The sequence below is a fragment of the Streptococcus sp. CF8_St5-17 genome, from assembly GCF_024295665.1.
Classification (GTDB): Bacteria; Bacillota; Bacilli; order Lactobacillales; family Streptococcaceae; genus Streptococcus.
In genome coordinates, this window is the sequence record NZ_JANCOU010000004.1 from 56,602 (window position 1) to 82,836 (window position 26,235).

Annotated in this window: 32 protein-coding genes and 3 pseudogenes; 4 read left to right on the forward strand and 31 right to left on the reverse strand. The window is 36.3% G+C overall.

Annotated features, from left to right (window positions below; genetic code table 11):
* Nucleotides 1–116: 116 nt before the first annotated feature.
* Nucleotides 117–1,136 carry a hypothetical protein gene (locus NMM19_RS04710; protein WP_178895044.1) on the forward strand — a complete coding sequence of 340 codons (1,020 nt, stop codon included), beginning with the start codon at nucleotides 117–119 and terminating at the stop codon, nucleotides 1,134–1,136.
* Between the two features lie 30 nt (nucleotides 1,137–1,166).
* On the opposite strand, the gene NMM19_RS04715 is transcribed toward NMM19_RS04710, so the two are convergent.
* The 22 genes and pseudogenes from NMM19_RS04715 to NMM19_RS04820 all read right to left on the reverse strand — a co-directional run.
* Nucleotides 1,167–1,973, reverse strand: a complete 807-nt coding sequence (locus NMM19_RS04715; protein WP_178895045.1) for a hypothetical protein — start codon at nucleotides 1,971–1,973, stop codon at nucleotides 1,167–1,169.
* Nucleotides 1,974–2,021: 48 nt separating this feature from the next.
* Nucleotides 2,022–2,333, reverse strand: a complete 312-nt coding sequence (locus NMM19_RS04720) for a hypothetical protein (RefSeq protein ID WP_178895046.1) — start codon at nucleotides 2,331–2,333, stop codon at nucleotides 2,022–2,024.
* A gap of 4 nt (nucleotides 2,334–2,337) precedes the next feature.
* A complete protein-coding gene (locus NMM19_RS04725; protein ID WP_178895047.1) occupies nucleotides 2,338–2,520 on the reverse strand; it encodes a hypothetical protein in 183 nt (60 codons plus the stop codon).
* Between the two features lie 14 nt (nucleotides 2,521–2,534).
* The gene (locus NMM19_RS04730; RefSeq protein WP_178895048.1) at nucleotides 2,535–3,419 is read right to left on the reverse strand and encodes a DUF4300 family protein; all 885 of its coding nucleotides are present in this window, start codon (nucleotides 3,417–3,419) and stop codon (nucleotides 2,535–2,537) included.
* Between the two features lie 174 nt (nucleotides 3,420–3,593).
* Nucleotides 3,594–4,115: an RDD family protein gene (locus NMM19_RS04735; RefSeq protein WP_178895049.1), complete on the reverse strand. Its 522-nt coding sequence runs from the start codon at nucleotides 4,113–4,115 to the stop codon at nucleotides 3,594–3,596.
* A 39-nt stretch (nucleotides 4,116–4,154) separates the two neighbouring features.
* Nucleotides 4,155–5,036, reverse strand: a complete 882-nt coding sequence (locus NMM19_RS04740; protein ID WP_178895050.1) for a diacylglycerol kinase family protein — start codon at nucleotides 5,034–5,036, stop codon at nucleotides 4,155–4,157.
* Nucleotides 5,037–5,081: 45 nt separating this feature from the next.
* The gene (locus tag NMM19_RS04745; protein ID WP_178895051.1) at nucleotides 5,082–5,468 is read right to left on the reverse strand and encodes a hypothetical protein; all 387 of its coding nucleotides are present in this window, start codon (nucleotides 5,466–5,468) and stop codon (nucleotides 5,082–5,084) included.
* Between the two features lie 267 nt (nucleotides 5,469–5,735).
* Nucleotides 5,736–6,143 carry a hypothetical protein gene (locus tag NMM19_RS04750; protein WP_178895052.1) on the reverse strand — a complete coding sequence of 136 codons (408 nt, stop codon included), beginning with the start codon at nucleotides 6,141–6,143 and terminating at the stop codon, nucleotides 5,736–5,738.
* Nucleotides 6,144–6,205: 62 nt separating this feature from the next.
* A complete protein-coding gene (locus NMM19_RS04755; protein WP_178895053.1) occupies nucleotides 6,206–6,631 on the reverse strand; it encodes a hypothetical protein in 426 nt (141 codons plus the stop codon).
* A 99-nt stretch (nucleotides 6,632–6,730) separates the two neighbouring features.
* A complete protein-coding gene (locus NMM19_RS04760; RefSeq protein WP_178895054.1) occupies nucleotides 6,731–6,973 on the reverse strand; it encodes a phosphohydrolase in 243 nt (80 codons plus the stop codon).
* 105 nt (nucleotides 6,974–7,078) lie between these two features.
* Nucleotides 7,079–7,645 (reverse strand): hypothetical protein, encoded by a 567-nt coding sequence (locus NMM19_RS04765; protein WP_178895055.1) that lies wholly within the window; start codon nucleotides 7,643–7,645, stop codon nucleotides 7,079–7,081.
* Nucleotides 7,646–7,656: 11 nt separating this feature from the next.
* The gene (locus NMM19_RS04770; protein ID WP_178895056.1) at nucleotides 7,657–8,442 is read right to left on the reverse strand and encodes a hypothetical protein; all 786 of its coding nucleotides are present in this window, start codon (nucleotides 8,440–8,442) and stop codon (nucleotides 7,657–7,659) included.
* 66 nt (nucleotides 8,443–8,508) lie between these two features.
* The gene (locus tag NMM19_RS04775) at nucleotides 8,509–9,357 is read right to left on the reverse strand and encodes an ADP-ribosylglycohydrolase family protein (RefSeq protein ID WP_178895057.1); all 849 of its coding nucleotides are present in this window, start codon (nucleotides 9,355–9,357) and stop codon (nucleotides 8,509–8,511) included.
* A 14-nt stretch (nucleotides 9,358–9,371) separates the two neighbouring features.
* Entirely contained in the window at nucleotides 9,372–10,175 is an 804-nt protein-coding gene (locus tag NMM19_RS04780) for an alpha/beta fold hydrolase (RefSeq protein ID WP_178895058.1), read from the reverse strand.
* A gap of 170 nt (nucleotides 10,176–10,345) precedes the next feature.
* Nucleotides 10,346–10,666, reverse strand: coding sequence for a TfoX/Sxy family protein (locus NMM19_RS04785; RefSeq protein ID WP_178895059.1), 321 nt, complete (start codon nucleotides 10,664–10,666; stop codon nucleotides 10,346–10,348).
* 369 nt (nucleotides 10,667–11,035) lie between these two features.
* Nucleotides 11,036–11,479 (reverse strand): SMI1/KNR4 family protein, encoded by a 444-nt coding sequence (locus tag NMM19_RS04790; protein ID WP_178895060.1) that lies wholly within the window; start codon nucleotides 11,477–11,479, stop codon nucleotides 11,036–11,038.
* Nucleotides 11,480–11,696: 217 nt separating this feature from the next.
* A pseudogene (locus tag NMM19_RS04795) lies at nucleotides 11,697–11,789 on the reverse strand (CPBP family intramembrane glutamate endopeptidase); the annotation flags it as partial.
* 39 nt (nucleotides 11,790–11,828) lie between these two features.
* A complete protein-coding gene (locus NMM19_RS04800; RefSeq protein WP_178895061.1) occupies nucleotides 11,829–12,320 on the reverse strand; it encodes a phosphoribosylanthranilate isomerase in 492 nt (163 codons plus the stop codon).
* Nucleotides 12,321–12,408: 88 nt separating this feature from the next.
* The gene (locus NMM19_RS04805) at nucleotides 12,409–13,161 is read right to left on the reverse strand and encodes a CPBP family intramembrane glutamic endopeptidase (protein WP_178895062.1); all 753 of its coding nucleotides are present in this window, start codon (nucleotides 13,159–13,161) and stop codon (nucleotides 12,409–12,411) included.
* Between the two features lie 567 nt (nucleotides 13,162–13,728).
* On the reverse strand, nucleotides 13,729–14,313 hold the full coding sequence (locus NMM19_RS04810) for a hypothetical protein (protein WP_001005371.1): 585 nt from the start codon (nucleotides 14,311–14,313) through the stop codon (nucleotides 13,729–13,731).
* Nucleotides 14,314–14,318: 5 nt separating this feature from the next.
* Complete coding sequence (locus tag NMM19_RS04815) at nucleotides 14,319–15,206, reverse strand: nucleotidyltransferase (protein ID WP_001270697.1); 888 nt, start codon at nucleotides 15,204–15,206, stop codon at nucleotides 14,319–14,321.
* A 134-nt stretch (nucleotides 15,207–15,340) separates the two neighbouring features.
* Nucleotides 15,341–15,778: pseudogene (locus NMM19_RS04820) on the reverse strand (zinc ribbon domain-containing protein); the annotation flags it as partial.
* On the opposite strand from NMM19_RS04820, the pseudogene NMM19_RS04825 reads away from it, so the two are divergent.
* The 3 genes and pseudogenes from NMM19_RS04825 to NMM19_RS04835 all read left to right on the forward strand — a co-directional run.
* Nucleotides 15,773–15,949 (forward strand): annotated as a pseudogene (locus NMM19_RS04825) (DNA polymerase); the annotation flags it as partial. The pseudogenes NMM19_RS04820 and NMM19_RS04825 sit on opposite strands and share 6 nt — an antisense overlap.
* Entirely contained in the window at nucleotides 15,946–16,314 is a 369-nt protein-coding gene (locus tag NMM19_RS04830) for a hypothetical protein (protein WP_000567198.1), read from the forward strand. The pseudogene NMM19_RS04825 and the gene NMM19_RS04830, both read left to right, overlap by 4 nt.
* On the forward strand, nucleotides 16,301–16,600 hold the full coding sequence (locus tag NMM19_RS04835) for a DUF5960 family protein (RefSeq protein WP_070697132.1): 300 nt from the start codon (nucleotides 16,301–16,303) through the stop codon (nucleotides 16,598–16,600). Before NMM19_RS04830 ends, NMM19_RS04835 begins: the two co-directional genes overlap by 14 nt.
* 117 nt (nucleotides 16,601–16,717) lie before the next feature.
* Here the strand turns inward: NMM19_RS04835 and msr(D) are convergent, their stop codons facing one another.
* The 9 genes from msr(D) to NMM19_RS04880 form a co-directional block, all read right to left on the reverse strand.
* Entirely contained in the window at nucleotides 16,718–18,181 is a 1,464-nt protein-coding gene (gene msr(D) / locus NMM19_RS04840) for an ABC-F type ribosomal protection protein Msr(D) (protein ID WP_254730220.1), read from the reverse strand.
* A gap of 119 nt (nucleotides 18,182–18,300) precedes the next feature.
* Nucleotides 18,301–19,518, reverse strand: a complete 1,218-nt coding sequence (gene mef(A), locus NMM19_RS04845) for a macrolide efflux MFS transporter Mef(A) (protein WP_000417519.1) — start codon at nucleotides 19,516–19,518, stop codon at nucleotides 18,301–18,303.
* A gap of 385 nt (nucleotides 19,519–19,903) precedes the next feature.
* Nucleotides 19,904–20,074, reverse strand: coding sequence for a hypothetical protein (locus NMM19_RS04850; protein ID WP_000873143.1), 171 nt, complete (start codon nucleotides 20,072–20,074; stop codon nucleotides 19,904–19,906).
* Between the two features lie 391 nt (nucleotides 20,075–20,465).
* Nucleotides 20,466–21,821 carry a 23S rRNA (uracil(1939)-C(5))-methyltransferase RlmD gene (gene rlmD, locus NMM19_RS04855; protein WP_178895063.1) on the reverse strand — a complete coding sequence of 452 codons (1,356 nt, stop codon included), beginning with the start codon at nucleotides 21,819–21,821 and terminating at the stop codon, nucleotides 20,466–20,468.
* A 74-nt stretch (nucleotides 21,822–21,895) separates the two neighbouring features.
* On the reverse strand, nucleotides 21,896–22,870 hold the full coding sequence (locus tag NMM19_RS04860) for a DUF1002 domain-containing protein (RefSeq protein WP_178895064.1): 975 nt from the start codon (nucleotides 22,868–22,870) through the stop codon (nucleotides 21,896–21,898).
* Nucleotides 22,871–22,951: 81 nt separating this feature from the next.
* A complete protein-coding gene (locus NMM19_RS04865; RefSeq protein ID WP_178895065.1) occupies nucleotides 22,952–23,554 on the reverse strand; it encodes a lysozyme family protein in 603 nt (200 codons plus the stop codon).
* Nucleotides 23,554–24,528: a nucleoid-associated protein gene (locus NMM19_RS04870; protein WP_178895066.1), complete on the reverse strand. Its 975-nt coding sequence runs from the start codon at nucleotides 24,526–24,528 to the stop codon at nucleotides 23,554–23,556. The genes NMM19_RS04865 and NMM19_RS04870 overlap by 1 nt, the downstream gene beginning before the upstream one ends.
* Before the next feature lie 6 nt (nucleotides 24,529–24,534).
* On the reverse strand, nucleotides 24,535–25,791 hold the full coding sequence (gene glyA / locus NMM19_RS04875) for a serine hydroxymethyltransferase (protein WP_178895067.1): 1,257 nt from the start codon (nucleotides 25,789–25,791) through the stop codon (nucleotides 24,535–24,537).
* On the reverse strand, nucleotides 25,788–26,234 hold the full coding sequence (locus tag NMM19_RS04880) for a GNAT family N-acetyltransferase (protein WP_178895068.1): 447 nt from the start codon (nucleotides 26,232–26,234) through the stop codon (nucleotides 25,788–25,790). Before NMM19_RS04880 ends, glyA begins: the two co-directional genes overlap by 4 nt.
* Between the last annotated feature and the right edge of the window lies 1 nt (nucleotide 26,235).

Below are 26,235 nucleotides of genomic sequence, written 5' to 3' on the forward strand. Positions count from 1 at the left end.
TTTTACTCCTTTTAATCAGTTAGTATCATACGGATATTTTTAGCTCTATTTCCCTAGAAAATGCTATAATGGAGCTAAGAAATTGTTTTATTGAATGTTAATAGGGGGAAGTAGTCATGTTCACTAGTATTGTTTTAGGTTTTTATGCTCTTTTCTTTCTATCCTTGTCCTTTAGCATCTATCTCTATATTAGACTTGTAGTTGCGGTTAAAAAAGGCAAAGACATTCCCAAATGGATTTATAAACTTGGCCAAGCTGTTCAAGGAAGAATTCACGTCGACTATGAAGAAATCACTGATGCTAATGCCCTTAAAGAGATTCATTGGTTCTTGCTGATCTATTTAATCGTAAATCTACTCGTATTGGCTGGTTTCTACTATCATGTTAATAGCTTTCCTCAAGCCATTTATGAATGTTTGAAAAAACAATTTTTCATCGTACTTGTTAGTATGGTTTTAAAAAGTCTTGGAAAATTTGTTGTACTAGCTATAAGAAAAAACTTTCATAACAGTCATGTCTATGCATCAACCAACGCTTTTATCGGGACAGCTTTTTTAACGAGTTATGTTTTTATGTTTTGCATGATGATGAGTGGCCTTCCAGCTCAACCTGTTCCAGTAACCATTCAAGATACCACTATCATTATCGGGGAGACCAAGGCTTCCGAGCTTTTAGACCAAGGCTATACCTTTGGAGATAAAGGCGCAGAGAGCTCCATCACCAATCCCAAAAACGACCACTTCTACTACGGTCAGCTTCTCGAAGTCAAGCGGGATAATCAGTCCTTTGGCTTTATGAGCCTCACTCCCACAGGTAAAGATACTGATCAGCTCAAAAATTGTGTCATCACCTATTACAGAACACCTAAGGATAGTAATCAACTAGAAGAAATTTCCATCAATCATATCAAGCTAGCAAATCTCAAGCTCCAAGACTTTCAAACACGAAAATTTATCGATATCTTTGAAGTCAATCCTGCTGATTATAATGTCTCTGATAAGGATACCAACTTTATCCTAACCATCCAAACAGCAGATTACGACCTCTGGAAAAGGTACCGTATTGAATCCAAGTTCAATTCAGATGGTTCCCTAGATAGCTATGGTGTTAGAGCCCAGCACAGCATGTGGGAATGATTGACCATCTCCCCCTTTATCACATAAGCATTAAACTGGAAAAATATCGTCGACAAGTTTATAGGTTTCGATGAATCGAATGCCAGAGGAACCTTTATCTCTAGTGATTTCTTGATAAATATCTTCTAAATTTTGGGCAGGTGCCAGCATCCAAAGACTAAAAGGTCTGAGTTCCACCTGTCCAATTTTTTCAATATTTTCTAATAATTGCCCTAAATCTTTGTGATTGAACCAGCAGTCTGTAACGAGAGCAAACTTTGTATTTTCCATCTTACAGGAGATTTGACTGGTCAAAAAATCATCGATGGTGGGCTTTTTTGTCTGTAAGAGGCGCGTGCAAGCCAGATGATACTCAAGCTTTCTAGGACTCTGATCAACCATAGATACAAAGATAAGACCATACTGGTCTTTGAACTTAACAGCAAGGAGATCCCCTTCTACAAAGTAGGGTTTGCGTTTAGCTTTGGTCTTGAGGACCTTTAGAGGTCTAGGATTTTCAGTTTTCAACTGGATAGCAAGTTTATACAAGACCTTTTGCCTTTGCTTCAAAGCCTTTGAATCTATTTCCAACCAAAATGGATCAGCCCCTTTTTTGATAAGCTCCAAGGTTTTATCTCTGATATCGTCTGTCAGGTGACCAATCTTCCACAGTGAGTAGGCAAGAGCAGTCCAATAAATTTCTGTAAAAAAGTCTGTTTGACAGTAATCTTTTTCTGCATCGAGGATATCCTTGATAATATCGGACACATGATCACCGTCTCTATAGCGACCGACTACTTCATTATAAATATCATAACCTTGATCACTGTCAATGATTTTAACGCCATCAATAGCCATACTAAACTCCTAATGCTCAATCGACACCTTATTGATAAATCTCAAAACTTATTTAATCTTATGCTTGTTCATTTTTTCTTGGAAAATATCTGTAAGAATTTGGCGCAATTCTTGGGCTTCTTTTTCAGGAAGTTGGCCTTCTTGTTCAGCTACAGCATACAACTCTGGATACTCTAGCGAGATTCTCTTAACAGTACGAGTAATGGCATGTTTTCTAACAAAAAATGGAATCAGTTTAATCATATCCTGAGGGATTAAGGCGATAATCTTATCGGCTGTTTCCTTATCGTTCAGCTTAGAGAAAGTTAGTCCCTTTTTAATCATTTCTTGTTCTTTTTCTGTAAAATCTTGTAATTCCATATGTCTACTCCTCATCTTCTGTCACTTCCCAAACTTCAGCTTGGTAAGGTTCTCCATCTTCATCGTATCGATTGATATAACCAATAAACCTCTCATTTTTTCTTGGTCTCTGCTGATTTCCTTTGATAACCCAAACAGCCCATACTCCGACTAGGACAAAAATTATGAATGTCAGTACTTCTTCCAATTCAGTGCCTTCCTTTAAAATTGAACCCACTTATCATTATCCATAATAAATGGTTTAGCTAGACCTTCACCTGTATAGTTTTCATATTTTGTATCTAAATATTTGTAGCAATCTTCCTTGGTCGCAAATTTGATGGCTTGATAAGGTTCCTCAAAGGTCAACTTTTCGATAAAGAGGTAGCCATCCTCGCTTGGTACAAGAATCCCAACATGGCCTATAAAGAGAGATTGACCATCTAAGTCATCATGGACAACTACGGAGAGCATTCTTGCATTCTCATTAAACTTAAATTGAGAGAGGAATTGTTCCATCTTTGCTGCATGAACCTTAACATCTGTCGTTGCTTCGGTCTTGACTCTTGAGAATAAAATATCGAAGGCGTCCTTATCTTCTGTACCAAAGACCTTTCCTTTATCAATGGCGTCATTATCGACAAACAAGAGGGAATCATCTTTCTCTAACTTAGGAATTTCGATGGAATTTTTTAATAAGCAATAACTGTTAATACGACAGTTAGTACCGACAAAATCACCTTTTTTGGGAGTCCATAGGTGACTAATTTTTTCCACATCATAGTCTGTTTTTGTAAAGGTAGAAAAATCTCCAGTTAATCCAACTGAACCGACAGTATTGTTATAATCATTTACAAGGTTGAAAAATGCATCCACACTGTCCTTATCCAAATGTGCAGCCAAGGCTTTTCGAACTTCTTCTTCGCTTGCCTTGCTATTGAGATTGCTATAGGTTCCTTTATAGCTTTCTTTATCTGAGCTAACCAACTTAGTAGTTGAACCATTCTGTTGTTCCATAGATTGGTTTTGGTTTGTACTACAGGCAGCTAAAGTAAAGATAGCTAAACCACAGCAGCTCATTAATCTAATTTTTTTAGATACTTTCATAAAATGTTTCCTTTTTAACTAAGATTTTTCAAGTCGATTAGCTTCTCCTATATTATAGTTCAAATTTATTTTAAGTCCAAGCATTTTGCTAAGAAAGTAATTTTAAATCATTAAAAAGGAAGCTGGCACACAGCACGCTCCCTAATAATTGAAATAACTATGAAATATTTAATTTTAATCACCTTTTAGCTGTACCTGTGTATGAGCTATAAGGTCACCTAGATGTCGCTTATCTTTCCTGAAAACCTTCATTGCTAGTAAGGCAACTGCGAGGAGAGTAGCTAAAAACGAGAGGATAACAGATAAGAAATCAAAATCACTATAGAAACCATGTATCGTGCCCATATGACCTATTTGCCAAGGTAAAAATTTAATGGTGTTTCTAATCAAGCTAGCTTGCACTGTTTTTTTCTTGTAAACCAATTGAAGTCCTGCTTTCGCCTTCCCAAAACTCCCATTCTTTGTATAATCTAAGAATGTAAAAAGTAGAGTGATTGGCAAAACAGAGGTAAAAAAAACAAGACACTGCGACTGAATTTCTGTGAACTCTGGGACGCCATTAAAAAGAATAATGTAAATAAGCATCGAACCTAAAAACAGAAGTACTAAATAAGCTAGAATGAAAAGATAATCAAATAGTAATTCAATCATTCTTTTTTTAAACGAAATAGAATTAATTACTAAAATCTTCATCATCATCAGCTCCTTTATTATCTACTATTCTTTTCAAAAGTTTTATTCTTTCGGTTGAGAATAAACTTCGATATGCTGCCCTAGTACCTTAATTTCTACTGGTAAGTCATCAGATTTGTCACCATCAACATCCGTTTCTAATTCACTATCTGAAGAGATTTTGATGTGACGAGCTTTCATATATTCGATATTCTCATTCACGACAACATCCCCTTTTAATAAATCAGGGATAACTGACAATTTGGTAAGAATAGATGCATCTTTTAAAATCAAAATATTAGCATAACCATCTTTGTCCTCATCAAAGATTTTTTTGTCAGCGAAATAATTGGTGAGGAGAACTAAAACATGACTGGCTGGTCCAATGTAATTTCCATTCTCAGTCTCAACTGTAATGTTAAATGCTTGATCTGTAAGCACAGACTTCATGGTATTAATCGCATAGGCGAGCATGCCAAACTTTGTTTTATCCTCTATCCCAACGTTATGGATGGCTTCTGGTAGTGAACCAATACTAAAAATATAGCCAAAATAGTTTCCATTTGATTTTCCGATATCAATCTTATTGGTAGAACTAAAATCAAGCTCGTCAATCGCACCGTCAATATCTTGATCGATTTCTAATAGTTTCGTAATGAGATTTCCAGTTCCTCCTGGAATAATCGCAAGTTTTGGAATGTAGTCTTTTTCCGCGATACCAGAAATTACTTCATTAACAGTACCATCTCCACCGAATACAAGAACTGCATCATAGTGCTCCCGAGACGCTTCTTCTGCAAAGTTTGTGGCGTCTTGCGCTTTTTCCGTAATATTAATCTCCACATCTTCAAAATAGTCTCTAGCTTTATTCTCCAGCTTCACCTTATAATCCAAAGCTTTTTCGCCACCAGAGGTTGGATTGATGATTACCATGATTTTATTCATTTATAATTCTCCTGTCATTAGATTTCCTTACTTTAACTAGCTTTCTTAAGTTTCTTCAAGATACATTTTGACTGCTAGGTATTCCTGTTCTTTAGCATAGGCAAATACTTCTGAATTTCTAATGTAGTCAAAAATATTTTCCTCTAAATCCTCATCCCAGGTTGATTCATGAAATATTTCATTCTCTTGACATGCTTCATAGAAAACATCGAGGTGAACCTGATAAAACTCTTCATCCTCATCAGGGACTTGCCTTACTAATGATAGTTGAAACAAGGGTTTATCAGATATACTTGTAAATGTCCCTACTTCAAACAAAATCATTTCATCATCAATTGGCTCACGACACAAATCTTCAAAGATTGCGACCATATCCTCCAAGGGCATTTTATCGGTGATTCTTTCTCTTAAAAATTCAAGTGATTGCTTCATATTTTTTCTCTTTCTAAATGTTTTCGTTCTTAGAATAATCCTATTAAAAAATTGAATCTCTACACCTTTTATTATACTACATTAACAGAAAAAAAGACTGAACCAGACGGTTTTCACCTTGGTTTCAGTCTAGTTTTTTTATAATCGGTCTTGCCTCTGTAAGGACGTCTATCCCAAAATTAATTCCCTGTAAAAAGGTTAATAAATACATATGCTAGGAAGCTATGGAAATCATAAAATCTCCTAAGAACTAACCTGGCTCATCTTTTAATCTAACTTGATAGTTTCAGATAGGATAATTGCCCCAGTACCACTGACATCGAAAAATCCCACATCATGTTTTAAGGCTAATATGAGCATTGTATTATAGGCTGTTTCTGCTTGTGACCATGCAAATCCTGCATAGATAAGATTCTTACCAATACTGTAGTCAGTAAAACGACTTTCCAGCTCTTGGTCATTCTCTAAAGCATCATCCATATCAAAGTCACCATTCATAGGAGGAAATAGTTTTATCATGTCCAGAAACCAACTTTTTAGTTTGCTTGAACTAACTTCAATTGAATCATAATCGTGGTCTTCCTTCCACTCCACTTGCTCCTCATACCATTCTAAAAATTCAGCTTTACTAGCTGGTGCGATTGATTTCTCAAATACTACTAAATCATAAGACATAGCTATACCTTTCTCTTTTATTATCATTACGCATATTTTCTCAATATCCTATACACCTTCTCTCAGCAATGCAAACTTTCAATCATGATTAAAACTAGAGATTGGGGATTGATTTCAAAGTCATCAGCAGTAATTCTGTCATTAAAATACTTGACCGCTTGATCATGATCAAGAAAGCGATTGCTACTAAGATACTGTTCAATCTCATCCAAGAGAAAAGCACTTTCTTTTAAAGATTTATCTTCAAAACCATTCGCATAATGGATGCTCTTCATCATTCGTTTGAGCTTCGTTTTAGGATAGCATTCTTTAAGTTTATCCCTTAAAGAAAGAACAAGTTCCTCAAAAGATTGACTATCTATACCATCCTCTAACAAACCTGATATTATATTCTTTTCGTACATATCTTCGATTAGTTCTTTCAAAGCCTGTTTCAGGACAAGATTGCTTTCTTCAGAATCTGGTGTCATATAAAATTCTTTATCCATTATCTTTCTCACTAAATATATTAAAAATTATGATTTCCCACAAAAATATTTCAGTAAACTTTTTAAAAGCGAGAATTTTCAATTTGCATCTCACATTCTTTAGAAATTTTCGTGAGCGACTTCTTCAAGATAGTCATCCAGATGATGGTAAATTTGCATATCTTCTTCTGAACTATCTTGTAAAACTGCAAATACCTTCACTTTCTCATCATTGACAAATACGAAATTATGTTCACCAAAATAAGCCTGATAACCCTTGTCAACTAAGGTCCAAAGTTCATCTTTTTTTAAACCAAAAATATCTTTTTTTACAAGATAGGTTTTAGCGATTTCCATTTTCATGATAGATATTTCTCCTTAAGAAACTAGCAATGCTAAAGGTTTACTATTTGATGGTCAATCAGCTCACACAAAACGTGATAGCAACTCAAAACGAACTTTGGTTGGCTATTGAATAGCATTCATCTCTTCTTTCACGTATCGCTCTACATCTTCAATCTCTACAAACAGCGGGTCTAAGTGACACAAGAAGTGCCAATCTTCGGTTTCTCGTCTTCTGTAGAGAATCGCTTCGCCGTCTTCACTTCCAAAAAAGCTTCTATCGACTTCGTACCCTTTGCTTTCTAAGAAAGATTTTGCCTGACGATACTTGGATTCTCTTGCTTCGACATAAGCTTTGACTTCATTGTTGTTAATGACATAGGCATCTATTTTTGAATACCCTTCGATTACTTGATCGTTTTTTACGGATAGATTCGAAATTTCTTTCCAAATAATGTCCACATTTTCCTCAGAGTTGAACATAAACTTAGAAAAGGGCACAATATTTCCCTTATAGATAATTTCCATATAATCCGGCAAGTGTTTAGGGTTAAAATACTCCACTTCAAACCCATCTTCTGTTTCTAAAGTATAACCAGGAATTTGAGCTACAAAAGCTTTACCCTCATCTAAAGAATCAAAAGCAACCAAATCTTTTGAATAATGATTTTGATACAATTCCAATATAAGCATCGATCCCCCTCCTAGCTTGTTTTTTCAATTACGCTCTCCAAATCACGCTTTTCCACACTCATGTATTCAACTTCTTTTGTTCCGTTATTGTAATGATAGCATCTAAAAATCAATTGATTCCCTGTTTGAAAGAGCGTGTCTATCCCAGAGGATTCTCCTGGGTATTTATCTAGTACCATTTCATCAATGAGCTCTAATGTCTTTAAACGAAACACGAACCATCTTTCTTCCGTTGTAGAGAATACACCATAAGAATTGTTAATCTTCCAAACGTTTGATAACCCGTCATTTTCAAATACTGAAAATCGTTGGCTAGACTTTATTTGAAAATCATGATTCGTTATTTTATAAATTTCAGTTGTGTAAAAATTTACCAACAACGAACTTTCCTCGTCAATCGTAAAAACATACGCTAAATCTCGTGGAAATTTATGTCTCATACTCAGCCCACGATTCAATAATTCAAGGCAAAAATCCTGTGAGCCGTCCTGTCCCGCTGTTAATGAAACGATGATTTTACTATCAGAGAAGCTCTTAAAAGTCACCTCAGAATCAAGAAAGCTATCTTCCAAATCTAAATAGGAACTTTGAAGATTCTTTTCGTCTCTCACTTCAATCCGGATCTCATGGCTACTTTTTCGATAAGCAAACCAAGTTAAGTTATTTTTCTGAGATTGATGGCAGCCAATGATTGTACCTTCTTTTGTACTTATATTTTCAAACCTCTTATCAGATGAGTGGTGATAGTCTATTAACCCATTTTCCTTCTCTTTTTTTAAACCGCTAAGTTGAATCACTCGTTTCACCTCCATCTGGTCTTAGAAATTTAACTATTATCGAGCGCTAGCCTTATTTCTATAAATTCAGCCAACTTCCCTTTCCCATCGTCTGAGGACATCCTTTAAAGGCTCATCTAGATAGGTATAGGCTTTTTTCTTAATCCAATCAGGAATACCATAAGCTGCTTCGGCTATACTTCCTGTGATAGCAGCAAGAGTATCACTGTCCCCACCAAGAGAAATCGCATTTCGAATCGCATCTTCAAAATCTGTACTTTCTAGAAAGGCAACGATGGCCTGAGGAACGGTATCCTGACACGTTTCATTGAAACGATAAGTAGGACGAATTTCATCTAGTGTTTGAGAAAGATTATATCCATACTCTTGTTCTATGTGTTCCTTGATGAGTCTCTTACACTCTGTAGGATTATCGTTGATCGGTTTTCCATAGTCGCCACTGTAACCTCCAAAGTAATAACGACACATAAAGATAGCATCAGACGTCGCCATAGCTCCCTTGACCCCCTCTGGATGGTTATGAGTCACCTCTGCAGAAAGTCGTGCAAGAGCTCTTCTGGACGGCCAGGCTCCCGTTCGTGCACAAAAACTACAATCCATGGCCCAGGCACATGGAGAAACACGCATTGCTGAGCCATTGCCGAAGCTATTATAAGGTTCTCGATCGTCGCCATCAATCCAATTGCCAAATCTTGCACCGTAACCTGCATCGGGATACATCCTACCATATTTTTTCATGGCATCAATAAAGTCATCCTTCTGACCGCCATTCATAATGGCTTCAGCAACGGCACAGGTCATAACCGTATCATCTGTGAAAAAGCAGTCCTCACGAAATAAAGGAAAGTTCTTCGTTTTTATATTGTCCCATTCATAAACAGAACCTACAATATCTCCAACTATTGCTCCTAGCATAAGATTCCTCCTTGTTATATATCAGATTCAATACACATTTCCAATGATTCGCGCTTTAAAAATGGCTCAACCAAATCAATCCACTCTTGAGGCAGATAAGCTGACAAATAGCCATGATTATAACCCTTTGCTTCATATAAAATCGTATTTGGATGCAGTTGCTGAAATAATTTAGACGATGCTTTCACACAGTTCAATTCTTTTTCACCATAAATATACAGAACCTGCGCCTTGCTATCAGAAATCGTATCCTTCAGTTTGTAACGCCCCATATAGGTATTGTAAATAGTCACTAATGTTTTGATAGGCGTCCTTGGCAGATCCTCTAAATAATAAGCTTTTAGTTCATCTGGATAAGCGAGTTTAGGATAGATTTTGTCCATCATGCCTAATTGGAGTTTACATGAGAATTTACTAAACATCAGTTTACCAAATAAACGTACTAGAAAGATGCTGATTTTAGCCAACTTTGGTTGAGGAATACAGAGGCTACCGTCTATGATGACTTTCTCTGCTATATCGCCGTCTAAAGACAAAAGCTCCATAGCAATTTGGCCACCAAGTGAAACACCACCAATCGCAAACACCTTCCCCCCATAATTCTCTTTGATAAAGTCCAAGATTTCCAAGGCAGAATCTTCAGTAGAAACATAATCGAGTTGATATTCTTCGCCGTGACCATTCAAAGTAGGTAAAATAACACGGTATTTCTCCGACAAGATTCGAGCTTGACGAAGATAGTTCCACCAAGAGCTACCGCCACCGTGTATGAGAAGGATAGGAGGCAAATCCTTATCCCCAAATTCATGGAATTTCATATTTGAACTCCTTACTGTAGGATTTTCACTAGGTTCATCATTGTTCAATCAGTTTGAAGAAGCAGTAATATCGGTTCAACATCCTCAGTCATAGAGAACATATCCACATCCCTTTTAACAATAGCAAAGGTTATCGTAAAAAGGTATTACCTAGATAAACTGAGATTTTATTATTTCTTCTTCTTTGGTTTTGGTGCAGGTAACTCATCATACATTGAATTAAATAAGCCAGTTAAATATTCTTTGTTGTCAACATCATCTACCAATAGCATTTCCTTTGCACCTTCATACGGCAATTCGTATTCTACATTCGGCATATACGATATTGCAGATTTGACAGGCTTCACTAAAAATCTATCATCATAAATTCCACCCATGATTTTCCCTCGATAATAAATTATATATTCACCCATCATTGCTCTATATGATATTTCTTCCAACTCGGACAATTGTTCTAAAATGAAATCTAAATATTCTTTACTTGAAGCCATAATCTACACCTCGTCAAATTCTAAGTTGTATAGAACAACTAATACTATAGCATTTTAATTCAATTTTAACTTATCAAACAATCTCATTGTGAACCTCTTTATTAAATCCAAATCTATATAATGACCATTGTACATATTTTACGCTAAACTAGAATCTATCAAACTAAGTCTGTCCTGCCACCATACTGTTTTTCACTCTATCATTTGCTTCTTCAGTCCAAATATTGGTTTTATCACACTTATGATAAATGTCACTAATTCCTACATTCATATTTCTCTTTTCGATCAATTACCTTCTTAATACATTCCATATCTTAATCATATTGTAGATGCAACATTTAATACATACTCCCTATAGAATATATTGTATCAAGAAAAGCTTTCTACCTGTTCTACTAAATCTAAAACAAGTTCCGAAAAGTTCTCCGCAATTTCCTCAAGGTCAACATAGTCATTGTTATATCCACGAACCTTACCGCTTTTCAGGTCTATAAATACGATGCTTCCATCACCTAAACCTCCGATAGGAAACACTGGGCCGTTTTCACATTCACTCATATACTCCTCGTATGCCTTTTCAAAGTATGTATAATTTTCCTCCAACTCCTTCAAGTTAAAAATCCATGGTTCTACCAAATAGCAACCACCTAGGTTAAGTAGCAGCCAGCGGTACTCTGCTGGTATGGAGGCATAATTTGCTTCAAACTTTTTTATATCCTCCTCTGACTCAGGTCGAATACCGTCTGTAAAGGCACTCGTTTCATAAGCTATCCCAATTCTATCAAGGTGTTTTTCCAAATCAACATTACACATTTTGCCCTCCTAGTAACTTCAATTTACTTGCTAGAAATCCTTTCATTTCAATACATTAATTAAGCAATAGGTACAACCCTTGACATCAACACAATTGTCTCACAATGTGGTAATATTCTGCTTTTATACTAATAAACAAAAGGCAAATAAAAACATTTTAAAATGATACTGTGGAACGGAAAGTTGATCACTTCTTCCAAAAGAAACATCATCCATTCTATAATTTAAAATCCTTTTCTTTACTAATTCTATTACTAGCCAATATCGTATAAATTAAATAAGCAATAAAAATGATAATAAAAATAACATGACAACCAGTCTTACAACTTACTACTTTTCATATGATAATTTACAAATGTCTTTCCAGCCACTCGATCTTTTTAAAATCCTTATTGTTATTTTGTTCATTTCGATAAGAATCTTGGGAAGAAGCCTTGTAAATACTTAAAAACTGTTCCAAGCTTGGAAGACGAAAAGTGATGTCATCGAGATGAATCAGCTCTATATCCAATTCCGAAACTCTTGCAAAATCAGGTAAAGAATCAATACTTCCGAATTCAACGCTCAGACCATCCTTTTGGAATTCATGCTCATGAATATCTATTAAGACGTAGCCTAAGTCTTTCATCACTTTCATTATCTTGTCCCAGTCATAAATTCTGAGATGATCAGGTGCTTCCCAACCTCTAGGGTCACCAGGTACATGAATGTCAATGTCAGACGGCCCCCAATTTTCTTTCGTTCTAAACTCAAATCCCAAAGAGCCCATCAGTGTCGGTGTAATTCCGACTCGATTTAAATGGAAACAAATGGTTTTAAATTCTTCAAATAAGAGACTCATATTTACTCTAAACCTTTCATATAGATTTTCGTTATTTCTACTATATAACCTTGAACAAAATCATCTTCATTTTCTAGAGTATAGCCAGTTATTTTGGATACAAATTCTTTTCCTTACTAATTCTATTACTCGCCAATATTGTATAAATTAAATAAGCAATAAAAATGATAATAAAAGAAAGATTAATCTTCAACACAAAATAGAGATTTAACAAATTTGCGAACGCATGAAATAATAGACAGTACCCTACAGATTTCGTTTGACGATAAAGAAGCCCTAAAACGAAACTTAAAAATAATGTATATATAAAAAATAAAATAAAAGGAAATCCTTTATGGCTTTCTCCAACTATAAGCCATAAAGGCAGATGCCAAATCCCCCAAATTGATCCTACAATCAAATTAGATTGCCAATAAGTATATTTTTTATCAAGTAACGGTTGTAATATACCTCTCCATCCTAATTCTTCATGTCCACCACCAAAAAAAATTAATTGTATAAAGAATAGCGGCATTAGATAAATTGATACTCCGTTTAATTCTAAGGAAGATACTGAGAATAGTATCAAAATTGCTAACAAATGAATAATGAAATAAATACTACTATTTTTTCTTTTATTAAATACAAAATGTTTAAATTTTATATTATTACTTTTCAAATAAAAACCACTTGCAATAGCTGGACCAAGTGCGCCTACTATATGTAGTGTTCTCCCTATAATCGTTTCTAATCCCAAAATATGAGATTGCGTAATTATGGCGAGAAGCCCCCATGTTATATAAGTAATTCCAAATGTACAATAAAGATAATTTTTTAAATTCTTTTTATCAATTTCTGTCATTTCATTTCCATATCTTGATTATTTTAAATGTAATATTTGTTACTGCTTATTAGTTGGTCTTGATTATAACCACCTATATTTTATCACAAAAATACAAAAAAAGCCTTACATTCAAGGCTTTACATTATTGATTCATATCAAGATTTCTAGGCTTTTACGAGCAACACTACACACTAGGAGCTTCGCTGTTACCGTATCGTTTCGTCGTAAACTCCTCACTCTACGACAGCTATACCATGGGCGGAAATCTGCTTCTACTTTGCTGATGTCTCAGCTTGTACAAGCAGTGATACTGCCTCAACATGATGCGTTTGTGGGACTCAAAAGGTTTGGGTGAACCTTTTGAGGATTAAGCACGTTTCACTAACAAACTCACGCACTCAACATGTCTTGACGGTTACTACCTATACTGTGAAACGAAATCAAAGCTGCTGAATATCCGTATTAAACTATTAAACGTAACTAATGCGAGTATTTACGGCTTCGTTAATATACAGTATTGTTACATCTATGCCAAGTTTCCGATAGTTAGTTCTTCTTTCTTTATTTAAATCTTTACAAATCCAACTAGCGAGAAGGGTTGTTTATCTCAAAACTCATTGAACCTTTGGTTCCTCGATTAGTATAATAATTTCCTTCTAGTTGATTTGGATTATCAATATCAAGAATTACCGTCCCATAATGTATAGGACTTTGCAATTCAGCCCTTGGGCTATTTAAATATGTATAAATTAATTTTTGTGTTCCATTATCATTGATAATTGATGCTGTAATGCTATGGCTCGAACTTTCACCCGTTTTAAACTTAACTTTAATAGTCGTAAATGACTGTTCAATAGTAAGTTCACAATTTCTTTCATTCTGATCATAGTCCGTCTTGAAACTACCTACATAATTCGCAAATAAAATTGGAACATTATGAATCTTAGATAGTAATGGCCACCGCCATGCTGTTTTTTCAAAAATAGCCATAATAATTGCTGTAACTGATATAGCTTCACCAATATACCCAATGGCTGAATATACCAATGCCAAAATATCAGATTTAAGATTCACTGCAATCTCTTGGCCACTTATTAACAATCTTAATAACAAGCAAATTGCAAAAACCCATATTGTAATATTCAAAAATTTTTTCTGCTGTTCATTCATAAGTTTTATTTATAATCCAAAAATTCAATCATTCTAACTAAAAAAGTTTTTGTATCCTGTAAATTCCATTTCTGCTCTGAACGAAAAAGGTAATACATTCCACTTACTTCAACCCAATTTAAATTCACTTGAGACACTATGTAATATAACGCTTGCTGTAACAACCCTGTGTAGCTATTACTATTGAAAAACATCTGTTCAGGTATATTCCAGACCAAACATTCTATCAAATATGAAGAAATGCGTTCGTTTGTCAATCCTAGCTCCTGCATCTCGTTCTTAATATGCTTCATAATCCTAACTAAATATTTATATTTATAGTGAGTAGATTTATTCTTAGAGATACCATTTTGTATATGAACTTTAGGATAATTAATTACTTCATAATTTCCGTTTGAGGTAAAAAATTTGATGCCTTCAACAAATTTTTCAGATGACCTGCTACCAATATATCTATAATTTCGATATTGAAAACATGGGACTACATCTGCATTTACGTGATATGAGTTAGAATTAATATTGATACACTTATTGCCAATAGAAACTGATTCTGCACCAAATTTTGAAATTAACGCTTTAATCACTTCGTTTTTAAATACATTAGCATTGGTGCTGCTACTAGAGTAATTATAGTCTAGGTCCGATAACCCATCTACATACTCACAATAAAATAAAGATTTCACCATGATACAGATATCAATGTCGCTATTTTTCTTTACATTCGTATTATTTGCATAAGAACCTTGGGCAAAAATTTCATATTCATACTTTGAAGAGAGCCCACTCCTTTCTATTGCATCTTTAATCATTCCAATAGTATTTTCAACCCGTGTTTCTTCAGTGGCAGATAACGGCTTAATCCATGATTGTAATGCTTCTTCAGAATATCTCATTATAAAACAACTCCATTTTAGTTTTTTGGTTAATTCATAAAAAGTAACCGATATTAAAAAAATCCTACATATAATTATACCACTAAACAAGAAAAAAGGCTGCAAACATAGTGAACTATACTATGCCTACAGCCTTATAAATCAACTTCTGTTCCTTCCAAAAATCTAACGGTTATCTGTCCATCCTCCGAAATCAAAATACTATCTAGTACCTGACACATCTCAAAGGAATCATATTCCCAACACTCCTTATTTATCAATTCAGCCAGTAACACACTGTAATGCTTTTCTAATAACTGGTTTTCTTCCAAGATCTTATTCCACTTTCCATGCAACAAATCCATATTCTCACTCAGTAGTTTAACTGCCATCATTACAGCTTTCTCTAGTGTTCCCTCATCGATATGGTTATTCTGACAACCAATCTGTCCCTTTACCTTATAACGGTTGTTACACTGCCAAACTTTACGTTTGCCACGACTGGTCGTCCAGTTCTTACGTCCAAAAGCTGAACCGCATTCTGCACAGAACACCTTGGTAGTAAAAGGGTTGTCCTCATTTTGCATGATGTAGAAGAAATTGAAAAAGAAAATAGACTTCAGACAGCTATTGATGTTGTCAGAGAACAGTTTGGCTTTTTAGCCATACAAAAAGGAACCGTCCTAACTGAAGGTTCCTAAAATATTGAACGCAGTAAACTTATTGGCGGTCATTCCGCTGGTGGATTGGAGGGATTAAAATGATTGACCGTTCATCCTTACCATTTCAGTCAGCAAGAGAGTACCAGGATACAAAGATGCAAAAATGGATGGGCTTTTTCCTATCTGAGCATACATCAGCACTCTCTGATGATACAAACAAAGTAACGTACATGTCAGATTTGTCAATGGAGAAGAAATTATTACTCCTCAGTCAAGTATACGCTGGGCAGCTACACACACGCATTCAAGTGATTGAAAAAAACAAGCGTGTTTCCCACACTGGAACAATACCAAGTCTGAATAAGGATTTCATTTTGATAAAAACTACAACAGGTCACATCAATTTGAAATTGAAAGACATTATTAGTATTGAACTTGTTGAGGAGGTGCTTTATGAATCAGCTTAAGTTTCAGCGTAACCAACTGCAAATGGACTACTACAGCGAGAGCTACCAAGATTTTGAATGTGACTTCTACCGCTATTCCAACATGAATATTCCATTGACCTTCCTAACTGATGATATCCTAAAAACAATGGCGACTTCACGTAAGAATTACTTTGTCCTCAATAAGGAAAAGTCCAGAGATAACCGCGATCACTTCTTCATATTTGAAGTAAGTACCGTAGATGAGAATCCGCTAATCTATCATTATACATATAAGAAAACTACAATATATTTAGCAGAAAAATAGGAGCAGTTCAATTGACTGTTCCTATTTTTAATATTCATAAAATCTAAAGTCTTTATACTCTTTAACAATGGAGTCGCCAACCAGAACAGACTATACTGACCAGCGACTACCTTAAATTTAATGTTTCAGATTTATTTTCTTATCTCTAATTTCATAAACTACATCTGCTACATTTTCGAGTAATCGTTTATCGTGGGTGATAAACACGATAGTTCCGGTGTACTCCTTCATTAGTATTTCCAAAGCCTCTAAACTTGGTATGTCAAGGAAGTTACTGGGTTCATCCATTATTAGGATGTTATATCTACCCATGAGCATTTTAGCAAGCAACAATTTTATAATTTCTCCACCGCTTAAAACAGATAAACTTTTTCCAATATCGTTCTGTTTGAACCCCATAGATGCTAGCACTGAACGAATTTCTGATATATTGTAGTCACAATCCTTCTGCATAAACTCCATAACATTCTGATTACTGTTGTACTTGTAACCATTCTGTGCAAAGTAACCTATTTTTGCCTTAGGCGAAATAGAAATTCCTTCTTCATGGTTTAAGATCATTTGGATTAAAGTTGTTTTTCCGATTCCATTACCACCAGTTAACGCCACTTTTGCTCCTAACGGAATTTGAAAAGATGCATTTTCAAACAGAGCCTTATCCCCAAATACTTTATTAATTTCTGCACCGACTATAGGGTATGGATTATGGAGCTCCAATGCTTTACTTTGCCTGAAACGAATTCTGCGAATGCCTTCCGGAGCTTCTACTTTTCCTAAGGCCGCAATCCTGTGCTCTAGGGTTTTAGCAGCATTATACATCTTTTTTTCCTTACTTCCTATTGATTTTTGATGAGCTAAACGCCCTCCGTCTTCAGTTCTTTTTTTCTTTGAAGAACCTTTTGCCTTCTGTTCTATTTTACGAGCCTGTTTTCGCTTTTCCTCCGCAGCCCTTTCCAATCGGGCACGTTCCGCAATAAATTGTTCGTATTCTGCAGCTTGGCTCTTACGTTCTTCCTCTTTCTGACGAAGATAATCAGAATAGTTTCCCCAATACTCAGTGATTTTGCCATCTTTCAGTTCCCATATTTTATCTACTATTTCATCAAGAAAATAGCGGTCATGGCTAATAACTAACAGTGCACCTGTAAAATATTTTAGCTGTCCTATTAGAAAATCAATTCCTTCACGGTCTAAATGGCTCGTAGGTTCATCCGCTAAAATACCATGAACCTGTGCCGATAAGGCCTGTGCTATTTTAAGCCTTGTTTCTTCACCACCGCTCATAGTCTGTATATTTAATTGCTCAACACCTAGCTTGCCTACAAGTGCAAAATCTTTTTCCTCCTGCAGAGTTACTTCGTCCAACTGGGGAATATAGGCAAGTTCACCCAGACGATTCATTTTACATCCTGGGGGAGTTAATTCTCCTAAAAGTACCCTGAGTAAAGTGCTTTTTCCAGCACCATTTGCTCCTACTAAACCAATACGGTCATAATCATATACTTCTAATTCATTTATATCTAAAACATCGCGTCCTTTGAATTCCACACGAATGTCTTTTGCTTTTAATATTAATTCCATAACATTTCCTCCTGTCTATAATCGCATGCTTTCATTTGCTTGTATGCAGGGAAAACCCTGCGATTTTAGCAGGAAGAGTTACATGAAAATAAGATACATAAATATTCCTCCAATATTGTTTATTTTAAATCTAATTTTCTAACCTCAGTTATCATTTGGCAAACTATAGCAATGCCAATAATTAAAATACCTGATAGTAAAAACCAATGATTTACACCGATTTTATCAGCAAAGAATCCAGAAAGAATTAACCCAATTGGCATAGCAAGTGACATGATACTTCCGATCAAAGAAAATACACGTCCTAAATATTCAGGCTTAATTTTCTCCTGAAAAAGAGCTGTTTGCACACCGCTATAAAATGGCACCGAAAGCCCCATTATTGCACAGCAAACTACGAATATTACAAATCCATTTGGAGGAAGTATTCCCGAAACGGCTAAACTGGTCCCCATTATAAAAAATGAACTTGTTATTAGTAATACATGCTTTTCGAAGCCCCCTAATCTTCCTAATAATAAGCCTCCTGCTAGCATCCCAAATGCAAAGGAAATTTCCGTAATAGAAATATGCACAGGCGTTCCATTAAAGTGTTCCATGCTTATTAAAGGAAATAGTGCATTGATTGGCATATAAACAAAAGTATATAGTGTTCCTAAGAGTAATAAGGCAAACAATCCTTTGTTTTGTCTCAGAACCACAACTCCTTCTTTCATCTCCCTTATGAAATTTGGTTCTAAACTTTGCACTTGATTACCCAGCTTAGGTATACGTACAATTGCTACCGTAATAGATGCAATCACAGCACCCAATACGTCGATGGCAATAATAGCATTTAAATCCCAAACGGAGTATAAGAGTGCTGCAACTGCCGGACTAACAATATAGCTTATAGACTGCAAAGACTGACTATAGCCTGCGCATTTCGTTAGCTGTTCTTCTGGTACTAAAAGTGGTGTAACCGCATTGAGTGCTGGGGTATGAAAAGCTGTTCCAATGCTACGGATAAACAATACTATCATAATCATCCAGACAGGTAGCTCCATACAGAATGCAACAATAGCAAGCACTGCACCAGCTGCTGCGATAATTAAATCGGCACCAATCATTATCTTCTTCCTATCATGACGATCCACTAGCACACCAATGGCAGGTCCCAAAATCGCATAGGGTAAAAAACCTACTAATGAAGCCATAGACAAGACCATCGCAGATCCTGTTTTTTCTGTAAGGTAAAAAATAATCGCCATTTGCAGGATGGCACTAGTGATTAATGATACTGCTTGCCCTGCCCATATTGCATAAAATTTTCGTTTCCAATTGTTGTATTTTTCCATTTATATTATCTCCTGCATATTATTTTGCTTGAATTTCTATTTTGAATAGCATTCTAGGCAATAAAAAATGCAGGCCAAACCCCACAATGTGGCTTTTGGTCTGCATACATACAATTTGGAAACATTCATATTAAAGACATAGTTAAATAAAGGTATAGTTAAATAACCAATATCCTCACCGTAACTAATGAATGCTCAATATCGTATAAATAAGCACAACAAAAAAGCCTATCATCGGGTATAGATTCTGCTTTTTTTATTGCCAGCTTATCTTAAACGCATTGAGGCTGTCATAGTTTCGGTTCCTCCTACATCTTTGTTTATATCAATTTATAGTATAACACAACAAGATGATATGTTCAATATAAAAGTTATGGAATGAGACTCATACTTCCAATTCGATGCCAGATTTAAAGGATATGACGAAGTTTTCTTCATAGACTGTAACGCTCTGGATTATCTTCCTTAGTAGCAAGCGATTAGCTTTCACAAAATCTTCTGTTTGTAGTTTTAAAAATTCATCAGGATTTTCTAACTCAACCTCAAAATATTTCATTTTACATTCCCTCATTTCATTTATTGATAAATTGAGTTTGCAAAAAAGAGTGGACAATTTTTGTCTACTCTTAACCTTTAAAATAGTTTTTTTTAATCGATTTGAAGTTGCCTAAATTATTACTTATTCGGTAAAATGAAGTATTGCTTTCAACAGATTTCCTTCAACTACACTTCACTTGATTCAAACAAGGTGGGTACATTTCTATTCCCACAAACTCCTTGTCAATGGAAACAAACACGTACCCACAGGGTAAATGGAAATAGAAACTGATAATTTCTAGCTATCACTTCTATTCATTCCAAAAATTTTCTCACTCTGATACTTCCCCACGCCAATACAAAAAGCCTTGCAATCAAGGCTTTTCGTTATCCCTTTCATTCAAAGGTTTCTAGGTTTTTACGAGCAGAGCAACACACTCCACGTGGTGCGTCTGCGGAAATAAATCCACAGGCTGGACTTTCTTCAATTCATAACCCAACTCTTGATAGAGTTTGATATCACGCGCCATGGTGGCGACATTACAGGAGATATAGGCGATGCGGTCAGCGCCTGTTTGGGCGCTTGCTTTGATGAAGCTTTCGGTCAATCCCTTGCGTGGTGGATCGACTAGGATAGCAGTTGGTTGAACGCCTTCCTTGAGCCAATTCTTCATGGCATTTTCAGCAGCTTCACAGACATAGTGGGCATTGGTGATGCCGTTCAATTCTGCATTCTTCTGGCTATTTTCTACTGCTTCTGGGATAACCTCTACGCCATAGACTTCCTTGACATGCTTAGCGACAGATAAGCCGATAGTCCCTATTCCTGAATAGGCATCGATCACCACATCATCTTCTTTTAACTCCGCAAAGTCAATGGCTGTTTGATAGAGTTTCTCCGCCATTTCTGTATTGACCTGGTAAAAGGCTGGTCCAGAGATTTGGAAATCATTGCCCAACATTTGGTCGGTAATGTAATCTTGACCATAAAGTGTACGCCATTCTTTCCCGAAAATCGCATTGGTGTTTTGGTCATTGATGTTCTGCATGACAGACACAATCTCTGGGAACTGCTTGATGACTTGTTCAATCAACTGTTCAACTCGGAAAATTTTAGGACGAGTTGTCACCAAGATAACCATAATTTGACCTGAATGATGGCCACGACGTACAACAAGGTTACGAATCAAGCCAGAATGTTCCTTTTCATCATAGGGTTTTAAGTCATAGCGACGAAGCAAATCACGTAGTGCAAGAATAACCTGGTCAATGACTGGATCCTGGATATAAAAATCTTCCAAGGGCATAAGGTCGTGAGAATTCTTACGGAAGAAACCAGTTTCTAGAACACCATTTACTCGGCGAACAGGTACCTGAGCCTTGTTACGGTACTTAATCGGATGTTCCATACCAAGAGTATCAGCAACCTCTACATCCGTGATACTAGCAATCTTGTATAGGCTGTCTTTTACTTGCTTCGTTTTGAACTTGAGTTGCTCTGGATAAGCTAGATGACCTAGGTCTGCAATCCCTGAACGCAGGTAAGCCAAATCTAAGTCTTGATTACGATGTGGAGATTGAAGAAGGTATTCCTCGACCTTACCAAAACCAACCTTTTTATTAACTTTAAGGACACGCATGAGGATTTTCTCAGTCGGTAGAGCATTCTCAACAAAAAAGACCAAGCCATCTACCTTGGCAACTCCTGCTCCTTCATGTGTCAAATCGACAATCTCTACTTCTACAATATCATTTTTCTTTAACATATGTTTCACTTTCTATGAGCCGACAAAAAAAGACGGCAACAATCCTGTTACCATCTATTATACCATGAATTGACCTAAGCACCAAAACTCTTGAAGAAATCAAGGATGGCTTGCCAAATAGAGCTAAGGATATTCCCACCGTCTTGAATAGCTTTATTGGCATCAAAGTTAAGGTCGATATTACTGAAGCTGTCACCAGCTTGCGCAACGATACTTTGTTTCAAATCTTTTAGAGTCTTTGTAAAGTCTTCATTGTTGAGAATATCGCTCTTTGATAGATTGAAGGCAAAGTTGATAATGACATTGACCTGGTTGCCTGTAACAACTTGATCCAGTTTGTAGTTCTTCAAAGTATCTTCGACAATCTTACGAACATCGTCTTCTGTAAGTTCACCTTTGGACTCTTTTGCCTTAGCGACTGCAGCCTTGATATCAGCAAGTGCAACGTTCAGTTTATTGGCATCGAATCCTGATTTGTCCTTGTTTTCATCGTTAATATCAGACAAGGCCTTGAGCTCTTCCTGAGCCAAGTCTTTATTTTCTTGTGGTAATTTTACACCATTTGACTCAAGGGAATAGTAAATACCTGCTAGGGCACTTTCCCCAGTAACTGGAATTGGAGCTGCAACGGTGATACGCGCGTGTTCGACACCCAAGGTAACAGCTGCATTACGGTACATGTCTTGGGTTACTTTTGTGATATTTTCAGGTGTTTCAATCTTGACTTCAAGTGGAGATTTATCTCCTAATTTTTGAATTTTTGCTGATGAATAAAGCTGAAGACTAGAATCGTTTGCGACATTCATAATCTTTGAATAGACATCGGGTGTCATTGTCTTCAAGTCTTTAGTATCTTTAGAGGCATCATAGCCTAGTTTTTTTAGTGTTTGATTTTTTTGATCTTCTGTTAGTGAAGAACCCAAGACGTACTCAGGTTGAACATAGGTTTCATCAATTACTTTTTGAACATCAGTTGCTGCATAAACGTTTTGCAATGTTGCAACCGCCAAAAGAACTGCAGCACTCGTCAGAAAGAATTTCTTTCGCATGATACGTTCCTCCTTTTCCACTCTAGCATATTAAAGTATCCTTAAAGAAAACTTATAAAAGCACCTAGAATTTCTAGAAGCTTAAAATAGATTAAAAATTTTCATGATATAGAGATTTACTTGAACCTGTCTAGAGTAATAATAGTTTCCCCCATCGACATAGAGTTCTCCACCCTGAAAAATGGAAATAGGATTGATGTAGCGATAGGTTTTTCCTGTTGTATTCCCTAATGTCGGCGCAACTGTATCTCTAGAATATTGTTTAGCTAGAGCAATCGTGTTTTTCTTGCCATTTTGGGCGATAAAATCAATATAAGCAGGTCCAAAGTTATAAGCTTGAATGGCTGTCCAGACATCCACTCCTTTTTCTTGAGCCAGATAGAGATTTTCTGTCAAAGTTTGAACACCTTGACGAATACTACTTGCATTATCGTTAATGGTATCAGTGGAGCCGCTAGCAGATTCACTTGACTGCATCACGTCTCCTTCTTTACCTTTGGTTTCTGTATAGATCATGGCGAGCACAAGCTCTTCGTTTGCTGGAGTATCTCTTTCATTCAAGATTTCACGAACCATCGGTTGATACGTCATGACTTGTTTGACATCCTGACGAATGAGATAGGCTTTGTATCCAGCGAAAAGGAAGACTGCTAGCACCAGCACTCTTCGTATGAATTTAAACATTATTTATTTTGAATATCCTCGATGTTTTTGATTAAGATAGAATAGGTTCCATTATCGTTTTGGATGAACTCAACAGATTCCGCATCTTGATAGACATTGTTTGGTACGATTAGTTCAATCCCGTTTGACAAGGAAAGTTTCTGATTTTCAAATCTCTTCAACTGACGACTAGCATCAATCTCATCAAACTGTACAGGCTCTGGCACTGCTTCTTTGACCTGGTCAATAAAACTGAGACGAGCTGTTAGATTATTATCAAAGAGATCATTAGCTAATTTTTCTGGAGAGAGCTCATTGTTTTCCTCAAGATTGTTGAAAATCGCAGATTTTACTTTTGATTGAAATTGAAAATCATCCGTGTTAAAGGTTTCGGCAATTTTCTGAGCAGTTTTTTCAAGTTCCTTGATTGATTTCTTAGGTGAAATCTTTGGTTGAGCTTGAATAAGATTCTCAGAAAAATAGTTTAAAAAGGCTCCATTGTACTTGATCCGTTTTTCAATCAGGTGATACTTGCGGTTTTGAAGATTAACCACAAGGGCTTCATCAGCTCCAGTACCAAAACCTGGTAGATTATTCTGAGTCAGTTTGATTGGATTATCAACTTCACCACCTAGGTGTGTTAAGGTTTCTCGCAATGCAATTCGAAGGAAGGCAAAGTGTCCCACTCCTTCTTTTGAAAACTGTACAAAGACTAAATCGTTTGTCTTTTGATTTTCAGATACAGAGAATTCCTCTTTCCAAAGATTGGCAATCGTCACAGATGTTTTCATTAAATCTTCTGTAATGTTGTTGAAAAATGGGTTATCCTCTTCAAAAATACCAGTTTTAGCATCATCAGAATACACACGCTCCACTTTTTTACGCAAGTATTCCTCTATTTTTGGAGTGATATTGAGAAACTTATCCGCTAGGAACAACTCTGTGTCATCAGGACTGAACTGATGGATAATGGCTTTCTTAATATAAATATCCATAAAATATTAGTCCTCGTATAATGGGAAGGCATCCGTCAAGGTTCTGACTGCACTTCTCACTTCTTCTAAGACAGCTTCGTTTTCTGCATTCTTAAGGGCTTTAATAATAAGTTCAGTAACTTGACGACTTTCTTTTTCACCAAAGCCACGAGCAGTAATTGCTGCCGCTCCAATACGAATACCACTAGTCTTAAATGGTGACAAGGTTTCATAAGGGATAGAGTTCTTATTTAGGGTAATATTAACTTCATCCAGCAAGTTTTGAGCTACTTTTCCACTTTCTACAACCTTAGTAACATCCACTAGGAAGAGGTGGTTTTCAGTGCCACCAGAGATAATACGGAAATCAGGATCTTTCAGGAATACTTCAGCCATAGCCTTACTGTTCTTGATGACCTTAGCAGCATATTCTTTGAAGGCTGGATCCAAGACTTCTTTGAAGGCAACAGCCTTAGCAGCAACAACATGCTCTAAAGGACCACCTTGGATACCCGGGAAAATAGCAGAATTAATCTTCTTAGCTAAGTCTTCATCATTGGTCAAAATCAAACCACCGCGTGGCCCACGAAGGGTTTTGTGGGTCGTTGTAGTTGTGATATGTGCGTATGGCACCGGGCTTGGGTGAAGACCAGCAGCGACCAAGCCGGCAATATGAGCCATATCTACCATGAGTTTAGCACCAACAGCATCAGCAATTTCACGGAATTTTGAAAAATCAATAATTTGAGAATAGGCTGAAGCCCCTGCTACGATTAGTTTGGGTTTCACTTCTTGAGCTTGTTTCAAGATGGCGTCAAAGTCTAAAAGTTCGGTCTCAGGATCAACACTATAAGAAACAAAGTTGTAGGTTTGACCAGAGAAGCTTACAGGAGCTCCGTGAGTCAAGTGCCCGCCTGCTGCCAAATCCATCCCCATGACCGTATCACCTGGCTCAATCAAAGCCATGTAAGCTGCACAGTTGGCTTGACTTCCTGAGTGAGGTTGGACATTGGCAAATTTAGCATCAAAGATTTCTTTCGCACGTTCAATAGCTAGAGTTTCGATAACATCTACTACATCTGTACCACCGTAATAACGACGTCCTGGATAACCTTCGGCGTATTTATTAGTCAAGATAGACCCTTGAGCAGCCATAACAGCCTTAGAAACTACGTTCTCTGAAGCGATTAATTCAATATTATTTTGTTGGCGTTCCTCTTCTTTGGCAATGGCATTCCAAAGATCCGCGTCATAGGCTTTAAAATCATCTTTGTCAAAAATCATAGGTCTTCTCCTTTTATTAATTTAATGAATCGTTTCTGCATTTTATCGCAGGTATAACCAACTCTTTCATAAAATGCATGCGCACCTGTACGATGGTCTGCAGAATTTAAGCGAATAAAGTTATAGCCACGTTTTTCTGCTTCCTGTTCTAATCCTTCAAGCAAAGTTTTACCGATTCCTTTACCTTGTGTTTGAGGTAAAACAGCTAAAGCTAGGATATTAAAACCTGGTTTTGAATAAAGGGATTCATAAACCTCAGCATGAACATAACCAAGTAAGTCATGGCTAATTGAATCCTCAAAACCAAGTAGGAAGTGATGGGAGTCTTGTGTCAACTTAGCTAGTTGACCAGCCGTTTCCTCTGGACTAAAAGCATAACCTAGCGCTTCTTTGTTAATGACACAAATTGTTTCGACATCTGTCGCTTTCAAATAACGTAGCATA

Coding starts and splice junctions, on each gene's coding strand:
- NMM19_RS04710 (WP_178895044.1), top strand. CDS start 117: ATGTTCACTAGTATTGTTTTAGGTTTTTATGCTCTTTTCTTTCTATCC.
- NMM19_RS04715 (WP_178895045.1), bottom strand. CDS start 1,973: ATGGCTATTGATGGCGTTAAAATCATTGACAGTGATCAAGGTTATGAT.
- NMM19_RS04720 (WP_178895046.1), bottom strand. CDS start 2,333: ATGGAATTACAAGATTTTACAGAAAAAGAACAAGAAATGATTAAAAAG.
- NMM19_RS04730 (WP_178895048.1), bottom strand. CDS start 3,419: ATGAAAGTATCTAAAAAAATTAGATTAATGAGCTGCTGTGGTTTAGCT.
- NMM19_RS04735 (WP_178895049.1), bottom strand. CDS start 4,115: ATGATGAAGATTTTAGTAATTAATTCTATTTCGTTTAAAAAAAGAATG.
- NMM19_RS04740 (WP_178895050.1), bottom strand. CDS start 5,036: ATGAATAAAATCATGGTAATCATCAATCCAACCTCTGGTGGCGAAAAA.
- NMM19_RS04745 (WP_178895051.1), bottom strand. CDS start 5,468: ATGAAGCAATCACTTGAATTTTTAAGAGAAAGAATCACCGATAAAATG.
- NMM19_RS04750 (WP_178895052.1), bottom strand. CDS start 6,143: ATGTCTTATGATTTAGTAGTATTTGAGAAATCAATCGCACCAGCTAGT.
- NMM19_RS04755 (WP_178895053.1), bottom strand. CDS start 6,631: ATGGATAAAGAATTTTATATGACACCAGATTCTGAAGAAAGCAATCTT.
- NMM19_RS04760 (WP_178895054.1), bottom strand. CDS start 6,973: ATGAAAATGGAAATCGCTAAAACCTATCTTGTAAAAAAAGATATTTTT.
- NMM19_RS04765 (WP_178895055.1), bottom strand. CDS start 7,645: ATGCTTATATTGGAATTGTATCAAAATCATTATTCAAAAGATTTGGTT.
- NMM19_RS04775 (WP_178895057.1), bottom strand. CDS start 9,357: ATGCTAGGAGCAATAGTTGGAGATATTGTAGGTTCTGTTTATGAATGG.
- NMM19_RS04780 (WP_178895058.1), bottom strand. CDS start 10,175: ATGAAATTCCATGAATTTGGGGATAAGGATTTGCCTCCTATCCTTCTC.
- NMM19_RS04785 (WP_178895059.1), bottom strand. CDS start 10,666: ATGGCTTCAAGTAAAGAATATTTAGATTTCATTTTAGAACAATTGTCC.
- NMM19_RS04790 (WP_178895060.1), bottom strand. CDS start 11,479: ATGTGTAATGTTGATTTGGAAAAACACCTTGATAGAATTGGGATAGCT.
- NMM19_RS04800 (WP_178895061.1), bottom strand. CDS start 12,320: ATGAGTCTCTTATTTGAAGAATTTAAAACCATTTGTTTCCATTTAAAT.
- NMM19_RS04805 (WP_178895062.1), bottom strand. CDS start 13,161: ATGACAGAAATTGATAAAAAGAATTTAAAAAATTATCTTTATTGTACA.
- NMM19_RS04810 (WP_001005371.1), bottom strand. CDS start 14,313: ATGAATGAACAGCAGAAAAAATTTTTGAATATTACAATATGGGTTTTT.
- NMM19_RS04815 (WP_001270697.1), bottom strand. CDS start 15,206: ATGAGATATTCTGAAGAAGCATTACAATCATGGATTAAGCCGTTATCT.
- NMM19_RS04830 (WP_000567198.1), top strand. CDS start 15,946: ATGATTGACCGTTCATCCTTACCATTTCAGTCAGCAAGAGAGTACCAG.
- NMM19_RS04835 (WP_070697132.1), top strand. CDS start 16,301: ATGAATCAGCTTAAGTTTCAGCGTAACCAACTGCAAATGGACTACTAC.
- NMM19_RS04850 (WP_000873143.1), bottom strand. CDS start 20,074: ATGAAATATTTTGAGGTTGAGTTAGAAAATCCTGATGAATTTTTAAAA.
- rlmD (WP_178895063.1), bottom strand. CDS start 21,821: ATGTTAAAGAAAAATGATATTGTAGAAGTAGAGATTGTCGATTTGACA.
- NMM19_RS04860 (WP_178895064.1), bottom strand. CDS start 22,870: ATGCGAAAGAAATTCTTTCTGACGAGTGCTGCAGTTCTTTTGGCGGTT.
- NMM19_RS04865 (WP_178895065.1), bottom strand. CDS start 23,554: ATGTTTAAATTCATACGAAGAGTGCTGGTGCTAGCAGTCTTCCTTTTC.
- NMM19_RS04870 (WP_178895066.1), bottom strand. CDS start 24,528: ATGGATATTTATATTAAGAAAGCCATTATCCATCAGTTCAGTCCTGAT.
- glyA (WP_178895067.1), bottom strand. CDS start 25,791: ATGATTTTTGACAAAGATGATTTTAAAGCCTATGACGCGGATCTTTGG.
- NMM19_RS04880 (WP_178895068.1), bottom strand. CDS start 26,234: ATGCTACGTTATTTGAAAGCGACAGATGTCGAAACAATTTGTGTCATT.